A 22,491-nucleotide genomic window follows, 5' to 3' on the forward strand; every position below is an offset into this window, starting at 1 on the left:
CAGCGGGGACTCGCAGTGACCCAACCCGGAAAAATGCCCACTGCGGCAGCGGTATCGGCTGAGCTGGCCGAGCTGGTGGCTGAATCAGCCGAACGTGGAGTCCTGCCCAGCGTGCTTGCTCTCGCCCGACGCCTCGGTATCGCAAACACCACGCTGAGGCGAAATTTCCCAGAGGCAGTAGAGGTGCTGACGAAGCACCGGCAAGCCGACCGCGGTACTCCCACCCCCGCAGAGCCAACCAGCCACCTCCAGAATCTCGAACTCGAAAATCGGAAGCTGCGCACGCGCAATCGCGAACTCACCGAACAGATCGCTCTAGCTTCGTCACAAATTCAGCAACTCAGCCTCGAAGCACACCACCTTCGCGTAGAACTCCATCAACGCACAGCCATCACCACCATCGCCACGCCCCGCAAATAGACCTGCCAGGACCGATTCCGCGCTCCTACGCAGCCTTACTCAACGCCGTCAATGCACCAGCGCCGATGGGTTCTACGGCGAGCATCGGTATGCCAGAGTGTTGGGACGACGTCTCGAGTAGGTTCGACCGGTGGCGGAATTGGGAGGGCCTGATCCTGCATCCTCCGACCCGGAAACGGGCGACCGAGTCGACGATGGTCAGCGTGAGACGACGGAATCGGCTGCTCCGAAACCGCGGCGCCGCTACGACCTCGGTGGCGCGGCCCCGGTGTCTAACATCCTCGGGGGAGGTGCGGCTCATTGTCCTTCCCCCATTACGGTGGGAGTCGGCCTTCCTCGGATTCCTGTGTCGCCACCGTAGTTGGCCGGAGTACCGGATTAGAAGACCGCTGTAAGAATCAGCACCCGACCGGACACTTCTTCATATGAGAGAGAAACCGCACCGGTCACCACCGCCGGGAGACAGGGAACGCTTTACCGAGCTGTGGAATGCCTACGCAGGCCGGGTGTTCGCGTACACCTGCAGGTATGTCGATCACCACACTGCCCAGGAAGTGGTGTCCGAGACGTTTCTCGTTGCATGGCGGCGCCTTGCTGAGGTACCCGAACCGGGGTTGCCCTGGCTGCTGGTGGTCGCCCGAAACACCATGAGCAACAACCGTCGAACCGTCCGCCGCCATGATGCGTTGGCTGCGAATATGGCACGTATCGGCGAAATGACGGCATCGATGCCGGGCGCGGACGTCGCAGTCACCGACCGCGCTGAAGTACTCGAAGCACTGGCAACACTCACACCCACCGAGCGCGAGGCTCTGCTGCTGAGCGCATGGGACGGATTGAACGCCACCGAGGCGGCCCGTGTCGCAGGATGTTCCGTCCCCGCCATGCACGTCCGACTCTTCCGTGCCCGACGCCGTCTACACACCGGCCTTCGCACCGAACCTGTCACCTCGATCGCGCTGCGCGCCACCGCCGAACCCAGGAGTGCCCGATGACCAGAAACCTGCTGACCACTCTTGAACAGATGCGGCCAGATGACCACATGGACGAGTTGTGGCCGAACTATCTGCAAGTAACCGCGCGCGATCGCATTATGGCAACCTCCAACGACCGCGTGGTTCCTGTAGCGCGTCGCCGGAGAGTAGGCGCGATCGCCGTCGTCGCGGTGATCGCCGCGGCGGGAGGCGTCGGAGTCGCCGCTGCCACAGATTTAATGCCGAAGGCCTTCACCGATGCATACTCGAACTGGTTGACCTACCCAGACAGCAGCGGGGTCAACCCCGCCGCCGCCGAGCGGATCGCCGCCATCCCAGGCCCGGATGGAACCGTCATGAGCGTTTTCGTCGCACAAGGTACCGATGGCACGCGATGTGTCGCTCCTGTATTCGAATCGGCCGCCGATTCCGAGCAGGCGGGGCCGGCGGACTTCACCAAACTCATGAACTACTGCCGCGAGGCTGTCGACACTGGCCCGTTCGGCCAGGGCGCCGGAGGTGAGGTGGGGAGGTCAGGCAGTCTTACCTATTTCACCTACGATGCCGCCGCAGGCGAGGCCGTCCGAGCCGAACTCCACACCAAGAGCGGCGAAGTGTTCCCTACGATGCTGGTAGAAGGTCGCTTCTTCGGATGGTTCCCAATGCCGGACGGAATGCCGATGGCGACTCTTGTCGGGTACGACGCCAGCGGGAACGTCATCGGTCGAACCGGGTGATCTCACCAAACACGCATAGCGGGTCAGATGGTCAGTCGGGGGCCTTTGCGGCCGGCGACCAGCCCTGGAGCCTACGTAGGCGGGGCCGAAGTTGGTCGCCGGCGACTGAACAGTTGCCGCCTACGTTGACCACGACTGCGCGGAATGGTCATCCGGACCCTACTGATCCGACACCAGGGAACAGGACTAGTGTCGTCAACTCTCATCCGGTCGGGATGAAACAGAATCCAGGTTGTCAGGTGGCTCTGACGATGTCGGAGCCTCGCTGGCGTTTCCATCGTTGGACTCGGCGTCCATCGATCAACCCCAGGAAATTGGGTTCCCACTACTGTCGATGAGCTTTACCAACCCACTGACAGATGTGGTCTATGGTCAATTACGAAGTCTGTCTACAACCGAGCCATTGACCGTCACTGAGGAGCGCCCACGCGTAAAGCTTTCCCGGCATGGTGCCTTCGAGGCGGAGTCCTCCGGCGAGTACTCGCAGAGGGAACTTGTCGGGGCGCGTGGCGTTCTTCGCCAAGGGCAGGGCGCGGTTCGTTTCTACGATGACCGGTTTGGGCTGTGGGAAGGGGCGCAGAGTCGGGGTCAGTGGCCACGGCTCCTGCCAGCCGGTGAAGTCCGGGGCGGTCATAGCGCCTGCGGAAGTGGAAGCGGAGCCGATTGTTCGGGAGCGTGCGCCGTCCATCCCACTACCCCGCCTGCGGCGCTCAGATCGAACCTGCCGGGCCGGGGACGTATCCCCCGGCCAAATTTGACCTCGATATCGACGGAGAAGCCTGTGATGCGCCCGTAGCCCTGCCCGATCCCCGTGTAATTGGCGACGTGGGAGTCGATGCGGATGTCCGCCCCGTCCCATCGCCCTTCGGTGACAACCAGGCACGACCCTTTGCTGCGCGCACGAGCAACCACCGCGCGCGCCCTGCTCGGCGGAACGGCGGCACCGGCCAGCCCGAGAACAACCAAATCCATCCCGTCGAGCAGGATCGCCGCCACGTCTATCGCCGCAGATCCCGGAGTAGGGATCAGGGCGCAGCGGGTGAGGTCGGCTCCCATTTCGGTGGCCGCGAGGAGTCCGAGCTTCGGCAGTCCGATGATCGCGGCGTGTTTACCGCTGCCGGTGACGGAGGCGAGCAGGCTGAGCAGCACCGACGATGCGCCGTCCACCGAGACGACCGAACCGCGTGCGAGTCCGCCTCTGGGGAGCAGGGAAGCGAGTGCCGGAGGTACCTCGAGAACGCTGATGGCGGATTCGGTGATCGTCTCGGGCCGTGTCTCGAACCGCGCTTCTGCTCGCTCGGTGGGGACGGCCGGGGCAGCGGCCCCATCGGTGCGTGCGGGGATCGAGGCCATACGTCGGCGCAGTGCCTCGATGCGGTCACCGGGAGTCAGTGCCGCGAGAGTGTTCGGGTCGGCGGTCATAGGTGCTGACCTCCTCCGTCATCGCCTTACCGCTCACACCCTAGTCGAACATATATTCGAAATCGAGTGGTGGGCTTGCGGGCCGCTCACCCTCCGAGGGCGACGATCGAATGGTTCTCATCGCGCTGCGACGGCAGCCAGGTGAACGGTGAGTAGGTCGTCGATGCGGGTTGCGAGGTCGATGTCTTCTCGGAGGGTTGCTGATGCATGTGCGGCTCCGAGGGTGCCAGAGCACAGGTTCCATGCGAGTCGGTGTGTGGTGGGGGTGTCGGTGTGTGGTGGGGGTGTCGGTGTGTGGTGGGGGTGTCGGTGAGTTCGCCTTCGGTGATGGCGGTCTCGATGATGTTGCTGATGACGTCGACCCAGTGTGCGAAGGCTGCGCCGTTGTCGATGGTGGGTTCGAGGGTGAGTTTCATTCCGCCCGCAGGTTGGTGTCTTCGCCGATGCGCTGTGCGAGCGACATGAAGATCGCTGCCAGCTTTTGGCTTACCGTGCTGCTCGCCCCTGCCGCCAGTGCTTCGCTGATGGTTTCGTCGAGGATGTGGTTCCAGTCCGAGATGAGGTGTTCGGCGATCGCTTCTTTGGATGGGAAATGGTAGTACATAGCGCCTTTGGCGAATTTCCCAGCGTGGGCGATGGTGTTCATGCTGGTGTTGCCGTATCCGTCGGTGTCGAAATGTTGGGCTGCGACGGCGATGATCGCTTCTCGTGTTCGTACTACGGTTATGCGTCGGTGTCGACATGCACACCGACATGGACACCGACCTTGCTACCAAGATTGACCAGGGCATCGAGAGAGAACTTACTCAACTTTCCCCGATAGAGATCCGACAAACGCGGCTGAGTGACACCGAGATTCTCGGCAGCGACAAGCTGCGACCACCCGAAACGGTCGATCTGCCCACGGATCGCAGTCATCAGATCCGCGCGCAGCCGGCGGTTGTACGCCTCACCCTCAGTGTCGCTCACCGCCTCCCACACGGATGCCGTCTCGACAATATCGTTGCTGCTCATCACTTCTCCTTCGCATGTGCCGACGCCGCCTTGTACCGCTGCCGACCCAACTCGATGTCGGACTTCGAAGTCTTCTGGGCCTTCTTCTGAAAACAGTGCAGCACGTAAATCACCCCGCCGAAGCTCGCGACGTAGAACGTGCGGAACGCCCCGTCGGACGTCCGGACTCGGATTTCGCGGCAACCCGACCCGACGTCCTTCATCGGCTTCCAGTCGTCCGGATCCAACCCCTGCTGAACCCGCCCTATCTGGTACCCGAGATCGTCCTGAACGTCGGCCGGCAGATCACGCAAGTCGTCGAGCGCACTGCCCACCCACCGGATCGGTTTCTCGTCGCCTCGCTCCACCCCACCACCATATATCAATATCGATATATGCCGCAGTCCCGCCGACATGGTTACTGTGCGCACTTGTAGACACTCACCCCGCCCCCAACCGACATGCCCACGGATTGCGGAGTGATTCGTGGCGGCGGACGAAGCGAATCAACGAGGCACGGTCCAGCGAGGCTTCGGTTTCCATCCACTCCTGGCATTCGTCGACCACGGTGAACACGGCACCGGAGAACCCGTGAGTTTCCTGCTGCGGCCCGGAAACGCCGGATCGAATACCGCCGCCGACCACATCCACGTGACCCGACAAGCATTGGCGCAGTTGCCACTGCGAACATCCGGCGCGGCCGGAAGGAAAGTACTGATCCGCACGGACGGCGGCGTCGGGACAGATCAACCACTGTCTCGGCGCGGGGAGCGGTCGGCCGCGGGGGCACCGTGATGGTGCTCGCGATGTCGTCGTCAGGATGCTCGAAGACTTTCTCGTAGGCGGCAGCGACGATCTCTCGATTGATCTCGTAGGTCTCGGCCGCGTCGAGAACGAACGGCAGCTGCGGCGAAATGTCCGGGCGAAAGAACGCGAGCAGCCGGTTGCGGTCGATGGGGTAGATCCACACGGCAGCATCGGCATTGCCGGGCTTCACACGCCGATCAGTGGACGGACCTCCGATACCGATAACAACGACCGGGTCGTCACTAGTCAACAGAGGGGTCTCCGAGCGGTAGACTGCCCAGTTCCGCGTGATAAGGGGAACAACCAGCTTCGTCAGATTCTGCATCATCAGCTGGATTGCCCTAGGTTTATGGTCTTGGCTGATCCACGACCGACGGTCCTTCTCCCGCATCTGCGCTGCGGTTACCTCTATCGTCTCGTCATCCAGGCTTTGACCGGTCGACGAAAGCCACATACGAGCTGCGACCTTCGAGTGTTCGATCGGATCTTGTCGGGATGCATACTCGAGGAGATCGAACTGTTCCTGACGGAACGATTGGCCACGACTCATCTGCGCGGCCACCACCATCGCAAGATCGGCCTTCATCTCGACATCGGCGACAGGTCCGGGCTCGCCCGCGAGAAGTTCGTCGGATCCGAACCCTCGCGAGGCTATCGAACACTCCGAGTAGAACCTCGACAACCAGCGGAGGTGTCGAGTTCTCGTCGATGTCGTCGGCTTCGAGTCGATAGAAATCGTCTATCCCGCCAACCTTCTTGGGTCCCACGAGCTTCCCACGACCATCATCGACGCGAACGGACCGCACCGAGCCCTTTCGGCCGGGGGTCCAGCGTCTGATGTAGGACTGAGGGACCACATGGTGATACTTCGGAGCATCCGGACTGTTGGTCAGGTTGGCTGCAACCTCAGCAACACTTTCGATCCTCGCCCACAAGCTGTCGTTCGACATGTCGGCGAGCATAGTTTCGGCGTGCAGGAGGGCGGATCGACTACAGGGGCATGCTCGGATCAACCGTGACAGCTCACCTACGCCCGCCAGCCTGGTAGATCGGTGCTGCCAGCAGGAAGAACGACACCGAACACCGCCCATTTACGCGTTTGAACAGGGAAAACGACAGTCCCCTCGTGTCCCGATGGCGACGTCCTCAACTACTTGGATCCGGCAGTGCCATCAGGTAGCCAGCATGAGATTAGCCGGGTATTGATGCAGGGGGTTACTCACCACGGGCGGGAAATCGCTGCCAGCCTGGAGTTGTGGTATCGACCGCAGAGCCGGGTGTCCAAGCGTGTACTTGGGAGCGGGTCAGCTCGCCTGGATGGGAGGCTCTTGCTGCGCCGACGTCGCGTAATACATCCCGACCTGTGTTCTCAATCCAGATCAGAGATTTCTTTTCAGTGGTGAGCCAAGTTTCGAGCCAGGTGCGTTCGATGAGGAGTTCGTTTCGGCCGGCATTGACGGTGTGGCCCAGGGACGCGACGAGTTGACCAATGTTGGTGTCGGTCCAGCCGTTACGTCCGTTCCAACGGAGGTTTCCGGGGGCAGGTCCGAAGAACTCGGGGGCCGGGACATCGACAGAGATGGTCTCGTAGTTTCCGGGGGCGTACTCGTACTCGCCCAGAATGTGCCAAGATGCGGGCCGGGTGGGAACGCTGAGCGGTTTGGGCTCGTTGCTGACGTTGTGGATCATTGCACCGTGGTGGTGACCATATGGAAATTCACCGACGTACCCATTGGTCTCTGGCGATATTGAGATGTCACGGCCGCCGGTCAAGTCCTTGCCTTTGAGTTCGGCGACTGCTGCGGGTAAATCTGTGGTGTCGACGAGGTGGGAATAGATGTGGGCCCACATGCCACGTGATCGTTTCCCACGGTCGTCCGCGTCGCTCCATTCGTAGGAACCCGACAAAACGATGAACAGGCGCTCGTCGAACTCGGCTTCGGCGACGTTGATGGTGGGTAGGTCAGTGTCGTCGGCGACCCACTGGGAGCGAGACCGGCCGACTGTGGCAGTCCAGTCGTAAGTGGGCACCCATGGTCGCGAGCTATCGTCGGCAGGTGCAAATTCGTGAATGGTCGGATCGATCTGTCGAGAGATTGTGGTCACGGGGCCGGGCACGGGCGGTGGTGGTGGGTCCCACTTTCCGGGCGTCTTGGGGGCGTTGTCGGAGACATGACCGACGAGCCGGTTGAGTGCAATCCACTGGTATTTCTTGCCGATGCGCTCGATCCATTTGGGTTTGCCGCGCCCACCGCCGTAGGTGGCGATGACGTACCCGTCGAACGAGCTGTGCCATTCCGGCCGGTAGCCGAGACGGATGACCTCTGTGACAACCCACCTTGCTCCAGCGGGGACCTCGACGTCGGGCCTGTCCCTCAGTTCATGCTCGATGTAGTAGCGGCAGAAGTCGTCGTCAGTGCTGGAACGCACGAGCTTGGGGTAGTCGATATTGTCGTAGGGTTCGATGTCAGCTTCGGTAGGCCAGTCGAGAGGCCAGAGGCTCTTATACGGCGGTCTAAACTGGTCGACGGTAACGCCGGCGGGAAGCGCGCTGCGGTCTGCTGCGGCTTCGAGGATGCTGCGGGCAGCGTCGCGAACGGCCGCATTCGGCGTGAGGTCCGCTGGGCGTTCGAAGAAGTGAGTCCACACAATCGCGGCCGCATCTGTCCAATCTGCGATGGCTCCGTTCGCCAATAGGCCGGCGTAAGCGACCACAAGGGCGCGCTCTACGACCCACTCGTCATCGACGGTGGCGAATTGTTGCAGCAGCCTCGTCGCCTGGCTCGGGTGGCGGGCGAGTAGGCGTGCTGCCGCGACGGTTGCGGGTTCGCGAACGCGGCGGTCGGTGGCGCTGGTAGTCCACAACAGAGCGGTAGCCCACAGGCGGGTGGTATCTTCGCTGACCTCGTTCAGAGGTTTCTCACATGCCCAACGGATGAGGCGATCGACCGCGCCGTTGGTTCCATGGGCGATGTGGAGCCAGGTGGCCAGAAAACGGTCGCGGGCACCCATGCTGAATTGACTGAGAAAGTCGTGGAGAAAGTCGGCATTCAGCGGGCGTTTGGGTCGTGCCGCGAGGCGGAACAGCATGGTGAGGGCAGCCTCGAAGGTGGCTTCGCGGCGGAGGGCGCCGACAACGATGTAGGCGGTTTTCTCGGTAATGGAGGCTGTGGAGCGCCAGCCGATCCCTGCGATGACGGCGGCGGCGAGCGCGTCGTTGTCGTCGATCTCGTCGCGGAGTTCCGTCAGTTCAATCCCGAGTCGGTCGGCGAGGACGACGGAAGTTGCTTCGAGAATGCCGCAAGGCGTGCGAGCTGATCACACCAGATGCGTGGGTAGTCGACGACACCGGCTTCGGCAAGGACGGCGACTCCTCGCCGTGTGTAGCCCGGCAGTATTCCGGCACGTTGGGCAAGGTCGGCAACTGCCAGATCGCGGTCAGTGTGCATGCCGCGTCCGATGACGCCTCATGCCCGTTGAACTGGCGGTTGTTCGTGCCGCAGAGCTGGGACGAGAACTACATCGATGACGCTAATGCCGTGGGCGTCGTCGCGGCGCGTCGGAAGAAATCGGCGATCCCTGACGGTGAGCGGCATCGACCGAAATGGGAAATGGCGGTGGAGATGATCGACGAACTCCTCGCCTGGGGCCGGCCACGACCCGATGTGGTGGTCGCGGACGCCGGCTACGGTGAGGGTGCGCAGTTCCGTGCCGCGCTCACCGACCGCGACATCGCCTACATGGTGGCGGTCAAGGCCGCTACCAGCGTCTATCCGGCTGACGCGGTGCCCGAGACGCCACCGCGCATCGGCCGAGGACGCCCGTTCACCGCCCGTTACAGGGCCCCGAAGTCCAGCTGCGCAGACATGGTGCTCGCTGCCGGACCGGACGCGGCGCAGGAGGTGGCGTGGCGGCGCGGTACCTCCTGCGCCGGGCAATCCTGATGCCGTCATGCGTTCGAGGTTCGTCGCCCTGCGAGCCCTGCCCGCAGGTCATCGGGTGCCCCGCGCCGACGACGGAACAGTCGAACAGGTGTGGTTGCTGGCCGAATGGCCAACCGGCGCAGCGCAGCCCACCGACTACTGGCTATCCACCATGCCTGCCGACACTGCGATCGACGAACTCGTCCGACTCGCGAAACTGCGCTGGCGCATCGAACATGACTACAGAGAACTGAAAGTCGCACTCGGTCTCGATCACTTCGAGGGCCGCTCCTGGCTCGGCTGGCACCACCACGCCACCCTCGTCACCGCCGCCCACCTGTTCCTCACGACCCTGCGGCTGACCGACCCAAAAGCCGATGGACAGGGCTGACCTCTACGGCATCGTCCGCGATATCCAACGCGCACTTGCCATCTGGATCGGCACCTGCCCACTGTGTCACCACAGCTTCCCGACCTAACAAAGTCCTACTAGGCCCTGTCTGGTTCGAGCTGGGGCAATGGCCCCGTCGCCATCCGGTCCGTCTCGCTACTGTGGGGTTGTGAGAATAGGACGTTGGATCGCCACCGTTGTCGTCCTGCTATGCGCGGGGGTGGCCGCTGTCTACTTCACGGTGGAGTCTCGCACTCTGCCGAGTCCCCCTGACGCGATCGCCACGCGCGACATCACATGTGAGGCACCGAATGTCCTCGGGGCAATCACGACTGATCCTGTCCGAGAGATTCCGGGAATCCCACCAGCTCCTGAGGCAGGTGCCGTGCCGGAGGACTTCACACCCGTACGGGTTGTCACGTGCAGCGAGAGCGCCGAGGTCGAGGGCAACGACCCGTTGTCACGACGGGTCGACGAGACGGTTCGTGACGGTGACCTTTCCGAGATCATGGCGGCGTTGTCGCAACCTTCTCGGCCGAAGTCCCCGTTCAGTTGGAGTGATTGCAACTTCAGTCTCGGGCGCCAGCCTGTCGTGTGGCTGGTTGACGCGCAGGGCAATGGGATCCGGCCCGCAATCCCTAGTGATCGGTCGTGCGGGATGCCCAGTGCCGCACCGTTGGCCGCTATCTACGATCTGCCCGTCGTCGATCACTCGACCTACACGGTCCAGGCGTACTGAACCATGTAGGTCGACGTGTCGCGAGACCTGAGGGAGGAGTCAGTTCGGGGTAACTTCGTTCTCGCTCGGGACAACCTCGTTCTCGATAGCGATGCGCATGTCGGTGACGGATTGCGGCTCAGGAGGGGCGGCCCGCCCCCTCCCTGCCCCTTCCAATTGAGAGGCAGTGTCGACCGGAATGTCTTGATGGCCGGTCACCGGAGTAATCGTGTAGGCACTGTCACGTTAATCGAAAAATATAGTGGCACATCTAGTTTGGGTCATCCTGCTACGGGACACCGCCGGGTCGTTCACTTTCAGGCGGCGGCGGTCGCGGTGACTTCCTGCCAGACCGCGAAGCGGTCGGCCATCTCGGTACGCCATTGGGGTGCCGAGAGCTTGTGCCGGTTGGGCCGGAAGTGCGGTGAGATGTCACCGAATGCGGACAGGAACCGCTGCGCATGCCCAGGTGATGTGAAGCGTTTCATCGCCCGCTCCCGCTGTCGGGTCGGTTGGTGCGAGTTCTCGGCTCGATTGTTCAAATACTTCGACCTGCGATGCTCGACCGAGGCCAGCATCTCGCGGTGCGCCACCTGGTAGCTGGCGAGCTTGTCGGTGACGATCACTCGCGGCACATACTCCAGCCTTTTGAGCAGCTTGCGGAAGAACCGTTTGGCCGCCAACGTATTTCGGCGGGACTGGACCAGCACGTCGAGCACGTTGCCTTCCTGGTCGACCGCCCGCCACAGGTAATGCAGTGTGCCGTTGATTTTGATGAAGACCTCGTCGAGGTACCACTTGTCACCGGGCCGCGCCCGCCGCCGGCGCAACTGGTTGGCGTAGGCCTGCCCGAACTTGGCGCACCACCGGCGAATCGTCTCGTAACTCACCACGACACCGCGTTCGAGCATAAGTTCCTCGACTTCACGGAAGCTGAGCGGGAACCGGAAGTACAACCACACACAGTGGTTGATGATCTCGACCGGGTAGCGGTGCCCTTTGTACGACAGCGTTGGAGTGGTCACGCCGCATTCTCCCAGTTCGCCGCGTTCAACAACGTGACAGTGCCGATAGGAGTCACCGCTGAGGGTGAGCACTTCGGCGTGATGGACGAGTCGGTCGATCATCGCTGCGGCGACGACGTCGTCGGAAAATGTCTCGCCCCATCGCCCGAACGGGAGGTTGGAGGTGACCATGACCGAGCCTTGCTCGTATCGCGATGCGAGCAGCTGGAAGAACAAGTTCGCCGCGTCCTGATCGAACGGGATGTACCCGACCTCATCGATGATGATCAACTTGTAACGGCGGATCTTCTTGAGTTCGGTCTCAAGCTGCCCGGCATGATGTGCAGTGCTCAACCGCGTGATCTAGTTGCTGGCAGTATCGAACAGGACGGAATATCCGGCGTAAGCGGCCTTGACTCCGAGTCCGATCGCGATGTGTGTCTTGCCGATACCAGGAGGGCCGAGCAGGATGACGTTTTCCGCTTTGGGAACGAACATTCCAGTCGCCAAGTGCGCCAGCACATCACGTCGCAAGCTCGGCAGGTGGTCGAGGTTGAAGTCCTCGAGAGTCTTTACTGCCGGGAACGTCGTCCCGAGCATCCGGCGGAGCGCTCCTGATCACGCTTCTGATCGCCGGATGCGGGTCGACTGCTCCACACGATCCCGCGTCCGATCAGGCATCTTCTGCAAGTTCTGCGATGAAGACTGTCAGTGTCGAGGCCAGTTGGGCATACGACATCGAAGATCAAACCTTGGTCGCCGGCGCATCGGACAGCATTTTCGTCGGCACAGTCCTCGAAAAACTCGACTCGACATCGCGGATGGCAGATCTACCCGAAACCCAGTACACAGTCCACGTCAATTCGGTTCTGAAAGGCGATGTCTCAGGCGACATCACGATCAGCCAGCAAGGCGGAATCGACGCTGAGAAAAACACTCTGCTGCTTCTGGAAAACGATCCGTTGGTCGAGGCCGGATCCGCATATCTGTTCACTGCCGTGCTCGACCCGAAAGTTGGGTGGTACACGATGGCACTGTCACGTTGTTGAACGCGGCGAACTGGGAGAATGCGGCGTGACCACTCCAACGCTGTCGTACAAAGGGCACCGCTACCCGGTCGAGATCATCAACCACTGTGTGTGGTTGTACTTCCGGTTCCCGCTCAGCTTCCGTGAAGTCGAGGAACTTATGCTCGAACGCGGTGTCGTGGTGAGTTACGAGACGATTCGCCGGTGGTGCGCCAAGTTCGGGCAGGCCTACGCCAACCAGTTGCGCCGGCGGCGGGCGCGGCCCGGTGACAAGTGGTACCTCGACGAGGTCTTCATCAAAATCAACGGCACACTGCATTACCTGTGGCGGGCGGTCGACCAGGAAGGCAACGTGCTCGACGTGCTGGTCCAGTCCCGCCGAAATACGTTGGCGGCCAAACGGTTCTTCCGCAAGCTGCTCAAAAGGCTGGAGTATGTGCCGCGAGTGATCGTCACCGACAAGCTCGCCAGCTACCAGGTGGCGCACCGCGAGATGCTGGCCTCGGTCGAGCATCGCAGGTCGAAGTATTTGAACAATCGAGCCGAGAACTCGCACCAACCGACCCGACAGCGGGAGCGGGCGATGAAACGCTTCACATCACCTGGGCATGCGCAGCGGTTCCTGTCCGCATTCGGTGACATCTCACCGCACTTCCGGCCCAACCGGCACAAGCTCTCGGCACCCCAATGGCGTACCGAGATGGCCGACCGCTTCGCGGTCTGGCAGGAAGTCACCGCGACCGCCGCCGCCTGAAAGTGAACGACCCGGCGGTGTCCCGTAGCAGGATGACCCAAACTAGATGTGCCACTATATTTTTCGATTAACGTGACAGTGCCGTCGTAGCGGATACTGCAGGTCAAACATCGGTGACGCTGAACTGTCCAAGCTGACGCTATCGGTTGCCGACGAGGTCATTCGTTGCTGCGACAGCGCGTTCCACGTCCTGCGCGAGCAAGTAGTGGTTGAGCCCGATCGCGGCCTTGGATCCGGCGCCGGCAGCGGTGATCAACTGTGCCGGGGAGTCGACGATATTGCCCGCAGCCCAGAGACCAGGGATGCTGGTTTCCCCGGCGGGATCGACGGCAACCCAGCCATTCTCGCCGACGGTGCACCCCAGTTCCGTCAGCAATTCGTCGTTCGGGATGAAACGTGGCCCGACGAAAACAGTCTCGCGTTTCTCCACCCGACCATCTGCAAGTTCGATCCCCGATACCTGGCCGTCTGTGGCCACCACCCGTGCGACATCGCCTTCGATAATGCGAATTCCACGCGCGGTCAATCGCTCTCGTTCCGCATCGTCGAGGACAATCTGATTCGGGAAGAACGTTACATCGCCTGACCATTGCCGGATCAGCAACGCCTGATGCATTGTGAACGGTCGATTGTCTCCACCGAGTACGGCGATCGCCGTGTTTTTCACTTCGTATCCGTGGCAGTACGGGCAGTGCAGGACATCGATGCCCCACTGCTCGCGTAGCCCTGCAATATCGGGTAATTCGTCGCGCAGACCGGTCGCTACCAGGACGGTTCTTGTCTCGATGACGGTTCCATCTTCGCAGTGCACGACGAAACTGTCGTCGTCGGAGCTTCGGACCATGTTCGCGACTCTGTTCTGTACTATTTCGCCGCCGTAGGAGAGGACTTCGTCGCGTCCTGCTGCAAGTAGCGCCTCCGGTGTCATTCCGTCTCGCGACAGGAATCCGTGTAGATGAGATGCGGGGGCATTGCGGGGTTCGTGGGTATCGATCACGAGTACCTTGCGGAGCGCTCGGGCCAAGACGGTGGCTCCACTCAATCCGGCGGCGCTGCCGCCGACGACCACTGCGTCGTACTTGTTCATGGTTCCCCCGTTGATGTCTGTGTTCGTTTGTGTGGCAATGCGATTCTCAGTCGCAGTTCCCGGTGCGGAGATCACGCCGCAGGACCTGTCGAAGCGTGATGGGTGCTGGTTTATGGCATTCGAGTTCGTTCCCTGCTGATGCTGGGCGAAAGCGGTGTGGCAGGCAATAGGCTAGGCTGAGAAAGTATCAGATTGTTCGCTAGTTAACAAAATTTGGTGGTTATGTCCGAACCCTCACTCAGAGAACGCACATGCACGCTCTGGGGCAGCTTCAACCCTGATCTCGACATCGCGGCCATGGAGATGGTCGCCCAACTCAAGCGCATCACAGGGTTGCTGGAACTGGCAGTCGAGCCCATTTATGCCGATGCCGAACTGACCGTCGCAGAGGTGGAACTGCTTGTCCCTCTGCGTTACGCGGAGGAGCAGGTAACCGCCATACGGCTCGCGGAACTCTTGAGCATGTCCCGGGCCGGTGTGAGTAAAGCGCTAGCCAAACTCGAGAAACGCAATCTCATTGCGCGTGTCCAGAATCCTTCGGATAAGCGTTCGGCGCTGATCCTGATGACCGAGTCGGGCAAGGCCGCGATTGATCAAATTTTCCCTCGCGAACTCGACGCACACGGCAAGCTCTTTGCCGGACTCGGCGAGACCCGGGCAGACATTCTCGATGCTCTGGACCGTCTCGCTGAGGCGATGGAATCCGGCCTCGAGGGGTTTTCCCGACCGGCCAATTAGGCCTCGGAGTCACGCCGCCACGTGATGTAATCCAGGCCGAGTAGTTGAAGGCTGCAGCAACCGGTGCGAGTGCGATCGCGAACCTCCCCGGCTCGTTCACCACGATTACCGACTCATTTCTCAAGAATTGGTTTTCTGCGGCACAGGCAACTCTAGATCCGACACGCAACCGGAATCCGATATCGTGAACCGGAACTTACGCCAACTATCTAATCTCTAGCGGTAAGTGACCAGCGGTACCTTTTGCACCGCACCCACCATTCGCGCAGTTAGCGGGCAGGTTCAACTCCGTGTGTCGCTCGAACGAGCGGGTAGTCGCCCCATCGCCCGCCACTGAGGCTTGCGTACTTGGCGATGGTGCTGATGTCGAAGTCGAGGCTGTCGGCGAGGATTTTCGCAGGAACCGCACCCGCGAGACGGTAGCGTGCTGCGGTTTGAAGCTGGCTGATGGTGACGTCGTAGGGTTCCAGTGCGCGCCGGAATTGCTGGTCGCTCATGTGTTGGCCGGGACGGCGGCCGGGGAACAGCCAGCTTGTCCGGGAGTCCGAGATGCTCTGCAGGTGGACCCTGCTGATGTCAGCGACCGGCGGCGGGAGTAAGAGTTGATGTTCGCCAAAGGTGAGAGCGGCGTCGTGAGCACCAACTTTGATGATCTGTGTTCGCTCTAACCTGACGATCCGTCTTGCGGGTAGACCGTACATCGCAATGAGGAGTACGCCGAGTCGCAGGCTAGGGCGAAGTGACGTGTCCTTGAGTACCGCGTCGACGATGCGATCCAAGCGGTCCTCGGTGAGCGTGACCGCCGGCTGTCGGATCGACAAAGATGTTGCTACCACATCGAATTCGATGTGACCATTGGTCGTTGCCCAACGGAGTAATTGCGGTAACCAGCGCCCAGCATTGACGCTCAGTGTGTAGCGATCGATCTGTTCTTGGGTGATGTTGCGGAGTGAGGTTTGCTGGTCTGTGTCGAGCCAGGCTATGAGGTTGACGATTCCGCGGATCACAGCTTGGACGTGGCTGGCCGCACCCTCGAGGATGTCGCCGCCTGTGTTATTTCGCTTCGCTCGTCGGAGTAGTTCCCAGTGGAGGTACTGGTTGACGATGATCCGCTCCGCCGGTCGCAGAACCGCGAGTTGCTGATCGCACCACGTATGGAGTCTCGCCAACGCAGGCTGTTCGTATGCAAGCGCTCCGCTGTCAGCGAGGAGTGACCGCAGGTGGAGTAACCCTTTTCCTCCTTCTGCCGTCGCGAATGTTTGCTCGGTTAGTGGTCGGACGCCGATAGCGACTTCGTGAAGAAGGTCAGTGTGTGGTCCCATGTGGAGCCATTTGATGATCTGCTCTGGACGGGGTAGCTGCGTGAGGTAGTTGAAGAGCGCTTGCATCGGTTCGCTGATTTGGCCGGAGTCGGGATTGCTGAGGACTACGGTGAGCCGGTCATGGAGGGTGCATTTCCCACAGAACCGGCCGTAGGCATTTTCTTCGCTGCCACATCTGCGGCATGCGTACCGGGCTGGTTGACCGGCGCATTCGGCGCAGATCGGTGTCTGGATTTCGTTGGTGAACGCCAAGATTCGCTTATCTCTGCAGATCGGGCATGGTTGCGGGTTTCGGAGTATGCGGTTGTGGCAGGCGAAGCAGTGGGGCGTCGACCGGATATGGCTGGCGACTTTCTTCTCCTTGCCACATGCTGAGCAGGTGCTCGGTTTGCGTGGGTAGCAGCTCAGGCAAACGTCTTGTCCGTCGATCTTGGTGGCTGCGGTGACGTTCTTCCCACAAGCAGAGCAGGTGATTTGGGTGGCGCCTCGCGGTGAGCACCGTTGGCATAGTCGCCGGCCCTGACCGTCGGTTTCTGATGTCAGTTTTTTCATGCGCTGGCATGTAGGACACTCGCCATAGTGTTGCCGCTCGTAACAGCGGTAGCAAACGCGCCGTCCTTCCGGATCTCGGCGTCGCAGGACGCGGCGTTGGTGACAACTCGGACATGCAGGTAGGCCGATGGTGGTGACGCCTCGTCGGATCAACCGTGCAAGAAAGATTTGGGCTGCAATTGGTGTCTCGGGGTCAACCGATGCGAGATCGACATCAGAGCGGGAGAGATATCTGAGAAGTGTGGTGTGCCGCGTGGGGTCCACCCGGGCGATCTCCTCGGCCACTACGTGGTCTAGTGCCTGAATCTTCTTGATTGCAAGCAGTTTTGTGATGGCGTCGGTTAGATCTCGGCCGGTGCGGGTTGTCGTCATTTCCGGTGCTGTGGCCGGTTTATTCGCGCTCGCACTGGGCGGGCATCGCCGATGTCATCGATTGGGCCGCCGGTCCCAGTTCGGCGCGGTGTGTCCTGGACGGCCGCGGCGACGTGAATGAGGTCGTTGGGTTCGCAGTCGAAGATTGTGCATAACGCGGCGAAGACTTCCATATTCATTCGTTGCGGGGTCTGTGTGACCAGGCGGAAGACCTGTTCACGCGAAAGTGCGATGCCAGCGTCGCGCAGAGGTTCCAGAAGGTCAGTGGTTTGGAACATGCCGCGCTCGGCCATCAACGATCGCAGTCGCCAGTCAATTGTGGAGCGCATTGCTATCCGTCCTTGGTTGGGAAGTAGAAGCGATTGATTGCGTCGGAGACCACGCTGTTGCGGTAGTCGTCGCTGACGGAGGTGTAGATGGCGGTCGTTGAGGCGTAGGCGTGTCCGACCTGGATCTGAATGAACTGTTCGGAGTATCCGAATTCCACCAGGTGGGTCACATATGAGTGGCGCAGCGAGTGCGGCGTGAGATTTTCGTCGAGGCCCGCCTCGTCGCGCAACTCGGCGAAGCGCAGATTGAAGTACTTGCCACCCACCCGCGTCCCGCGTTCGGTCGGCCACAATGCGGGGCTCTCACCCGGGTGGAACTTCTCTCGTATCTCTTCGAGGTAGAAGTCCAAACCTTCGACGATCCAATCGAACTCGGGCAATGTCAGAACAGACCGGCGCTTCGGCGGTGTGCCGCGTGAAGCTTTGCCGTATCGCACATGGAGGAGACCGAAGCGACCGAACCGATCTGCCTTGGCGTTGGAACGTAGATCGGCAACGTCGAGTTGCAGTGCCTCGGTCCGCCTGAGCCCGTAGGCATAGATCGTCTTAAACAACTGTGCGTCGCGTAGTGCGGCGAGAGCCCCTTTACGTCCGCTGCTGCGTATGCGGTCTACGCGGGCATCGGCGACGTCGAAGAACTTCTCGAGCTCGTCGTAATCGAACGGCCGTCGCCCGGGTTTTCCTTCAAATGCTGCCAGATGCGCGATCGTGTTCCATTCGAAACAAATCTGGGTGGGGACTTCTCCGAACCGCTGGCGGCACTCGCTGACCCAGTTGTAGCGCTGGTCAGTCAGATACGCGCAGAACAGTCGCAACGTCACTTGATAGCCGCGCAGTGTCGAGTGTGAACGAGGCTTGTCACCCGAGAGCAGGCTCGTGGTGAAGTCCTCCAGATCTCCGGGCAGCCACTGCCAAGGGTAAGTGTCTGTGAAGTGCCGAAACCGCTGGATCTGCGATCTCCGGACCTCGACCGTAGCCTTCGCTAGGCCCCGACTTGCCTGCTGCTGCGAGAAGCCCTCGACCATCTCGTCGAATACAAAAGCTGGCTCATCGATGGGCACAATGCCGCGCCGCCGGAACTCCGCAATGACAGATTCAGAAGGCGTACTCACAGCAACAATGTTGCATCAAACGTAGACCCGTCCGCAAGAGTCCCGGACAGAAGATGGGCCGCATTCGTCGCGAATTCGTCTGTCTAGCAACAGTGCACCAACATCGTGAGTTAGGTATCTTCCATGAAGTGTCCTTGGCAGCGCTCGCGCTCACATTCGTGCCGGATCAGTGCAGGTCACCGCGATGTTGCATCTGATGGAATAGGTGGCGGTTCGTCCTGCACCCATTCCGAGACGGCAACTCCCGCACACAACGAGTCTTCTTCGACGAACTCCTCAAATCCTCCGGCTGGAGCATCGACTGGCAAAAAGTCCACGCCTCCGCAGTACAAGCAGCCCGCTACGTCGCCATGGAAGCAACCCACACACCGCTCCGCGATGTCCTCGCCGCCGGCGTACACCGCAACAACACCGAACCACCCACCCTCGCGGCCACACAAGACACAGCCATTCACCTCCAGGTAGCCGAGCACCACAAAGCGATGATCGAGCACCTCCGCAGCGGAAACCGCGCACCGTACAACCCCAACGAACTCAGCGACCTCATGCGCAGCCGCCTACTCGACTACCCGGCACAGCCACCGACAAGTTCACGGGAATCAGGGACGACCGGGCCGGAAACCCCGCGGACCCAGACACCGAAACGCGCCCACGACCTCGGCCGCGACTGAAAACTTCCAAACAAAAATCGGACTGACCAGAACAAATGTGGCGGTGAACTGCTCCTACTCGAATTTTTCGGCGTGATCGCTCAACAGCCGAGCAAGAGCCCGAACCGTTTTCGGGTCACTCACATCGCCGCAAGGAGCGCAACCGATCCGGGCTGTCGACGGCGGCTTAATAACGACCCTGTAGCCACGATCAATCGCCGCCTCCGCAGCCTGCAACTCTGCATACGCGGCAACAAGCTCAGCGCTGGGATTCTCCAAATGAACTCCGCTGCGCTACGTCCTGATGAAGAACATCCTTGCGTTGACGCGCCGAGGGTGGAATCCGGATTGCGTCAGGCTCGGGCAGCAGGCGCCGCTTACGCACCGAAACCTGCTCGACCGATGCGCGGGGAAACGCCCGCTCGAGATCTTTACGGGCACGGGTCAGAGCGGCGAGTTCGACCATCTCGTCCAATGCCCGCGCCGACGAGCGTTCCGCCGCACGATCGGCGAGATCTTCGATCGTGCGGTACCCGCCCGGTTTGACCGTCGGCGCACCGGACTGACCTACCTCCGGGTCGAACGCGGCCACCACCGTGGAACCGTCCGGACTGGCGCTGTACGACACATCATCCCCCCACCCACACCGAGAAAAAAGGGGGGCGTAGCAGCAAAAACCCTGTCAGAAGTCGGTCACTGCCACGCCCCGGCAAAGGAACCACAACCGGCGACCAAACCAGCAGAAAAACTGGTCCCCCTACCACCTGACACATCCTACCCGACACCAACAGGACACCGAAAGACACTGCTATGCAACAGATTCGCATCCGGCTATCTTGTCGATGAGTGTGTCGACCGAGGCCAGTAACTCGGCTGGTACCATCCATCCTCGACGCGACAGCCGCACACTCCTGCGGACGTTCACACCGGCATTCCTCGGTCAGCGGACCATAATCGTCGTAATCCGAATACAACGGCTCACCAAACGACACCGGATCGATCACCCACCCATCCACACCCCAGATCACGTATCAGATACACCCGCACCGCCTCCTCGACGTAATGTGTACCCGCGCGCTGCGCCCGCTCCGAACAACTCACATACCCCGCCGGGGCGCTCATACCGGCCCACCAACACGCAGGGCGCACAATTCACGCACCGCATCCACCAACGCCGCACGATCAGCCCCGGCAAACTCACCGTCTCCCCCTCTGCATCAGACAACGCGAGCACCACCAGGTCCTTCTGCCACACCCGGCATCGCCGAACTATCGACCGAGTTCGTACTTACCGACTCAGCGAGTACCCCACCACCAGAGACATGTCATCGCCCCAGTTCACAGATCGATACCGTGATACAAAATTCTTTAGTCAAGATTCGGAGGTCGAAAATGTCACGGGTTCCCTGGAGTCGATACGAAGGTGACGACATCGAAGCATTTGCAGCCATGTGCATCTGCCGCGAGCGTCCTTCAGCCCGGCGGATTCGCCCATCACGGGGCGACGGCGGCATTGACGTATACGTACCGCTCGGGGACAACCATGTCGAGGTTTACCAGGTCAAAAAGTTCGCAGCGAACCTCACGCCGAACCAGTTGGTGCAAATCCTCAAGTCCTACAACCGGATCAAGGCGTATGCAGCCAAGCGCGGATGGACCATCGACACTTGGCATCTGACGCTGCCCCTCAACCCGACACCAGAGAACGACACATGGTTCGACGAGATGACCGAGTCAGACCCGTTCGAAGCCACGTGGAAAGGCTTCGAAGTGTTCGACAACTGGGCAGCTGACTTCCCACAGGTCATCGACTACTACCTCGAAGGTGGCCGAGACCAATTGGCACAGGAATTGAGCAGGTTCCATGCGACCACAAAGATCATGCTTCCCGAAGTCGACCCCGAGACTGCCTTGAAGGCATACCGCGGACTCGAGCCCGCAGCAGTTGTCGATCGAATCGCACTACTCAACGTCACGCTGAATGACGCAGACCCCCACTACATATACGACTTCGCGGTAGGAACCGCTCAGTCAGCGCCCCCTAATCTCCCTGACGGATACCCCGCCCTTGTCACATCGGTGTCCAATCAGGTCGAAGGCCGGGTCGTGACCGTCCACATCCTCGCCCGCTGCGCCGAATCCCTCTACGAGCGACCCATCACCCACAAGGGAACGATCGTCGTCGACAAAGACAGCGACGAAGAACGCGAATGGCGCAAATTCCTCGACTACGGCCTCGCACCATCCCGACCACTCAGGATCCGTGAACTCGTTGCAGACCTGCCCGGGGGGCTCGGCGGAACCACCGACGAAGGTCTTCTCTTCATCTACGAGCTCGAGAACCCCGAAGCAGAGTACGACCGTGTCATGAGCGTGTTCAGCCCGGACGAGGTAAAGCTCGGAGAAGTACCGATCCACTTCTCCGCGCCCAGCAGCAACCACGACGGCACCGGACTGTCGACGCGCGGAACAGATCCCTCGGGGATACTCACCGTCGAGATCCTGTCGAAAAAGCGCGAACGCGACTGGGACATAACCTACAACTTCACGATCGGTGACGTGACCGGACACTTCGCCGCAGACATCGCGCCAGCGCTCGCCCTCGTGCACCACGCCGTCGCGCCGAACACGTTCCGGATCTCAAACCCTAGAGCGCTGCGGCGCAAACACAATCAGCGCCTCACCCACAGCAAACCCCGCAACCGTGAAACCCGTGCCGCCGGAATTCGCCACGACTACATCCAAGCCCTGGCCACAATCCAGCAGTACGCCGACAACGAAATCAAAATCCCCGACCTCGACTCGATTACCGCCGACGAAGCATCCGAGACCATCCGCATCGGCCGCCTACTCCGGGACACCGATATCACCATCGGATGGGACAAACTATCCGTCGACATTCACAAAGGCATCGAAGCACCCGAACCCGAAGTACCCCACGCATGGGTTGCAGACGTTCCACTCCAAATCTCCATCGCAGGAACAACCATCCCGCTCGGGTGGATGCGAGCTGTGTTCGAAGCGGGTCACGTCGCCGAACGAAAAATCGGCAACGACGGAAGAATCACAGCCGTCATCCGCCCCGCACTGGGCAAAAACACCGCCCGACTCATGTGGGCCGGCCCCGACTCGATCAACGACTAAGCAAACCGTCCGCG

At 61.0% G+C, this 22,491-nt stretch carries 23 protein-coding genes and 5 pseudogenes; 12 read left to right on the forward strand and 16 right to left on the reverse strand.

Annotated features, from left to right (window positions below; genetic code table 11):
* The first annotated feature begins 15 nt into the window (after positions 1-15).
* The 3 genes from ABH922_RS25235 (at position 16) to ABH922_RS25245 (ending at position 2,131) form a co-directional block, all read left to right on the forward strand.
* The gene (locus tag ABH922_RS25235; protein WP_424809805.1) at positions 16-420 is read left to right on the forward strand and encodes a hypothetical protein; all 405 of its coding nucleotides are present in this window, start codon (positions 16-18) and stop codon (positions 418-420) included.
* A 425-nt stretch (positions 421-845) separates the two neighbouring features.
* Positions 846-1,415, forward strand: a complete 570-nt coding sequence (locus ABH922_RS25240; protein WP_424809806.1) for an RNA polymerase sigma factor — start codon at positions 846-848, stop codon at positions 1,413-1,415.
* Positions 1,412-2,131: a hypothetical protein gene (locus ABH922_RS25245; protein WP_424809807.1), complete on the forward strand. Its 720-nt coding sequence runs from the start codon at positions 1,412-1,414 to the stop codon at positions 2,129-2,131. The genes ABH922_RS25240 and ABH922_RS25245 overlap by 4 nt, the downstream gene beginning before the upstream one ends.
* A gap of 376 nt (positions 2,132-2,507) precedes the next feature.
* Here the strand turns inward: ABH922_RS25245 and ABH922_RS25250 are convergent, their stop codons facing one another.
* The 6 genes from ABH922_RS25250 to ABH922_RS25275 all read right to left on the reverse strand — a co-directional run bounded on the left by ABH922_RS25250 (position 2,508) and on the right by ABH922_RS25275 (position 4,914).
* On the reverse strand, positions 2,508-2,765 hold the full coding sequence (locus ABH922_RS25250) for a hypothetical protein (RefSeq protein ID WP_424809808.1): 258 nt from the start codon (positions 2,763-2,765) through the stop codon (positions 2,508-2,510).
* Entirely contained in the window at positions 2,762-3,553 is a 792-nt protein-coding gene (locus ABH922_RS25255) for a hypothetical protein (RefSeq protein WP_424809809.1), read from the reverse strand. Before ABH922_RS25255 ends, ABH922_RS25250 begins: the two co-directional genes overlap by 4 nt.
* An 86-nt stretch (positions 3,554-3,639) precedes the next feature.
* Positions 3,640-3,969, reverse strand: a complete 330-nt coding sequence (locus ABH922_RS25260) for a hypothetical protein (protein ID WP_424809810.1) — start codon at positions 3,967-3,969, stop codon at positions 3,640-3,642.
* On the reverse strand, positions 3,966-4,199 hold the full coding sequence (locus ABH922_RS25265; RefSeq protein ID WP_424809811.1) for a TetR family transcriptional regulator: 234 nt from the start codon (positions 4,197-4,199) through the stop codon (positions 3,966-3,968). Before ABH922_RS25265 ends, ABH922_RS25260 begins: the two co-directional genes overlap by 4 nt.
* 77 nt (positions 4,200-4,276) lie before the next feature.
* A complete protein-coding gene (locus ABH922_RS25270; protein WP_424809812.1) occupies positions 4,277-4,567 on the reverse strand; it encodes a helix-turn-helix domain-containing protein in 291 nt (96 codons plus the stop codon).
* Positions 4,567-4,914, reverse strand: a complete 348-nt coding sequence (locus ABH922_RS25275) for a type II toxin-antitoxin system RelE/ParE family toxin (RefSeq protein ID WP_424809813.1) — start codon at positions 4,912-4,914, stop codon at positions 4,567-4,569. The genes ABH922_RS25270 and ABH922_RS25275 overlap by 1 nt, the downstream gene beginning before the upstream one ends.
* 148 nt (positions 4,915-5,062) lie before the next feature.
* Here ABH922_RS25275 and ABH922_RS25280 point away from each other — a divergent pair.
* A pseudogene (locus ABH922_RS25280) lies at positions 5,063-5,296 on the forward strand (IS1380 family transposase); the annotation flags it as partial.
* Positions 5,297-5,369: 73 nt separating this feature from the next.
* On the opposite strand, the pseudogene ABH922_RS25285 reads toward ABH922_RS25280, so the two are convergent.
* From ABH922_RS25285 to ABH922_RS25295, 3 genes and pseudogenes are all read right to left on the reverse strand, one after another.
* Positions 5,370-6,035, reverse strand: a pseudogene (locus tag ABH922_RS25285) (DUF4238 domain-containing protein); the annotation flags it as partial.
* A pseudogene (locus tag ABH922_RS25290) lies at positions 5,983-6,444 on the reverse strand (DUF4238 domain-containing protein); the annotation flags it as partial. The pseudogenes ABH922_RS25290 and ABH922_RS25285, both read right to left, overlap by 53 nt.
* A 124-nt stretch (positions 6,445-6,568) precedes the next feature.
* Positions 6,569-8,365, reverse strand: a complete 1,797-nt coding sequence (locus ABH922_RS25295; protein WP_424809814.1) for a hypothetical protein — start codon at positions 8,363-8,365, stop codon at positions 6,569-6,571.
* 6 nt (positions 8,366-8,371) lie between these two features.
* Here ABH922_RS25295 and ABH922_RS25300 point away from each other — a divergent pair, with 6 nt between their 5' ends.
* The 3 genes and pseudogenes from ABH922_RS25300 to ABH922_RS25310 all read left to right on the forward strand — a co-directional run bounded on the left by ABH922_RS25300 (position 8,372) and on the right by ABH922_RS25310 (position 10,406).
* A complete protein-coding gene (locus ABH922_RS25300; RefSeq protein ID WP_424809815.1) occupies positions 8,372-8,671 on the forward strand; it encodes a hypothetical protein in 300 nt (99 codons plus the stop codon).
* A pseudogene (locus tag ABH922_RS25305) lies at positions 8,653-9,667 on the forward strand (IS701 family transposase); the annotation flags it as partial. The gene ABH922_RS25300 and the pseudogene ABH922_RS25305, both read left to right, overlap by 19 nt.
* Positions 9,668-9,836: 169 nt before the next feature.
* Positions 9,837-10,406: a hypothetical protein gene (locus ABH922_RS25310; protein ID WP_424809816.1), complete on the forward strand. Its 570-nt coding sequence runs from the start codon at positions 9,837-9,839 to the stop codon at positions 10,404-10,406.
* Between the two features lie 296 nt (positions 10,407-10,702).
* Here ABH922_RS25310 and ABH922_RS25315 read toward each other — a convergent pair whose 3' ends face one another.
* Complete coding sequence (locus ABH922_RS25315) at positions 10,703-11,410, reverse strand: IS6 family transposase (RefSeq protein WP_424809818.1); 708 nt, start codon at positions 11,408-11,410, stop codon at positions 10,703-10,705.
* 42 nt (positions 11,411-11,452) lie between these two features.
* Positions 11,453-11,992, reverse strand: a pseudogene (gene istB, locus ABH922_RS25320) (IS21-like element helper ATPase IstB); the annotation flags it as partial.
* A gap of 95 nt (positions 11,993-12,087) precedes the next feature.
* On the opposite strand from istB, the gene ABH922_RS25325 reads away from it, so the two are divergent.
* Together ABH922_RS25325 and ABH922_RS25330 are read left to right on the forward strand one after the other, a co-directional pair.
* Entirely contained in the window at positions 12,088-12,438 is a 351-nt protein-coding gene (locus ABH922_RS25325) for a hypothetical protein (protein ID WP_424809817.1), read from the forward strand.
* Between the two features lie 25 nt (positions 12,439-12,463).
* The gene (locus ABH922_RS25330) at positions 12,464-13,171 is read left to right on the forward strand and encodes an IS6 family transposase (RefSeq protein ID WP_424809818.1); all 708 of its coding nucleotides are present in this window, start codon (positions 12,464-12,466) and stop codon (positions 13,169-13,171) included.
* A 139-nt stretch (positions 13,172-13,310) separates the two neighbouring features.
* Here ABH922_RS25330 and ABH922_RS25335 read toward each other — a convergent pair whose 3' ends face one another.
* Positions 13,311-14,258, reverse strand: coding sequence for an NAD(P)/FAD-dependent oxidoreductase (locus ABH922_RS25335; RefSeq protein WP_424809819.1), 948 nt, complete (start codon positions 14,256-14,258; stop codon positions 13,311-13,313).
* 222 nt (positions 14,259-14,480) lie between these two features.
* On the opposite strand from ABH922_RS25335, the gene ABH922_RS25340 reads away from it, so the two are divergent.
* Complete coding sequence (locus tag ABH922_RS25340; RefSeq protein ID WP_424809820.1) at positions 14,481-14,996, forward strand: MarR family winged helix-turn-helix transcriptional regulator; 516 nt, start codon at positions 14,481-14,483, stop codon at positions 14,994-14,996.
* 269 nt (positions 14,997-15,265) lie between these two features.
* On the opposite strand, the gene ABH922_RS25345 is transcribed toward ABH922_RS25340, so the two are convergent.
* The 3 genes from ABH922_RS25345 to ABH922_RS25355 form a co-directional block, all read right to left on the reverse strand.
* Positions 15,266-16,165, reverse strand: coding sequence for a hypothetical protein (locus tag ABH922_RS25345; RefSeq protein ID WP_424809821.1), 900 nt, complete (start codon positions 16,163-16,165; stop codon positions 15,266-15,268).
* 1,073 nt (positions 16,166-17,238) lie between these two features.
* Positions 17,239-17,571 carry a helix-turn-helix domain-containing protein gene (locus tag ABH922_RS25350; protein ID WP_424809822.1) on the reverse strand — a complete coding sequence of 111 codons (333 nt, stop codon included), beginning with the start codon at positions 17,569-17,571 and terminating at the stop codon, positions 17,239-17,241.
* 2 nt (positions 17,572-17,573) lie between these two features.
* The gene (locus ABH922_RS25355) at positions 17,574-18,683 is read right to left on the reverse strand and encodes a tyrosine-type recombinase/integrase (RefSeq protein WP_424809823.1); all 1,110 of its coding nucleotides are present in this window, start codon (positions 18,681-18,683) and stop codon (positions 17,574-17,576) included.
* Between the two features lie 350 nt (positions 18,684-19,033).
* Here ABH922_RS25355 and ABH922_RS25360 point away from each other — a divergent pair, with 350 nt between their 5' ends.
* Positions 19,034-19,354, forward strand: coding sequence for a hypothetical protein (locus ABH922_RS25360; protein WP_424809824.1), 321 nt, complete (start codon positions 19,034-19,036; stop codon positions 19,352-19,354).
* 238 nt (positions 19,355-19,592) lie between these two features.
* On the opposite strand, the gene ABH922_RS25365 is transcribed toward ABH922_RS25360, so the two are convergent.
* Positions 19,593-19,961 carry a hypothetical protein gene (locus ABH922_RS25365; RefSeq protein WP_424809825.1) on the reverse strand — a complete coding sequence of 123 codons (369 nt, stop codon included), beginning with the start codon at positions 19,959-19,961 and terminating at the stop codon, positions 19,593-19,595.
* Positions 19,962-20,725: 764 nt separating this feature from the next.
* Here ABH922_RS25365 and ABH922_RS25370 point away from each other — a divergent pair.
* Positions 20,726-22,477: a hypothetical protein gene (locus ABH922_RS25370; RefSeq protein WP_424809826.1), complete on the forward strand. Its 1,752-nt coding sequence runs from the start codon at positions 20,726-20,728 to the stop codon at positions 22,475-22,477.
* Positions 22,478-22,491 lie beyond the last annotated feature (14 nt).

This window comes from Rhodococcus sp. 27YEA15, from assembly GCF_049739425.1.
Taxonomy (GTDB): domain Bacteria; phylum Actinomycetota; class Actinomycetes; order Mycobacteriales; family Mycobacteriaceae; genus Rhodococcus_F.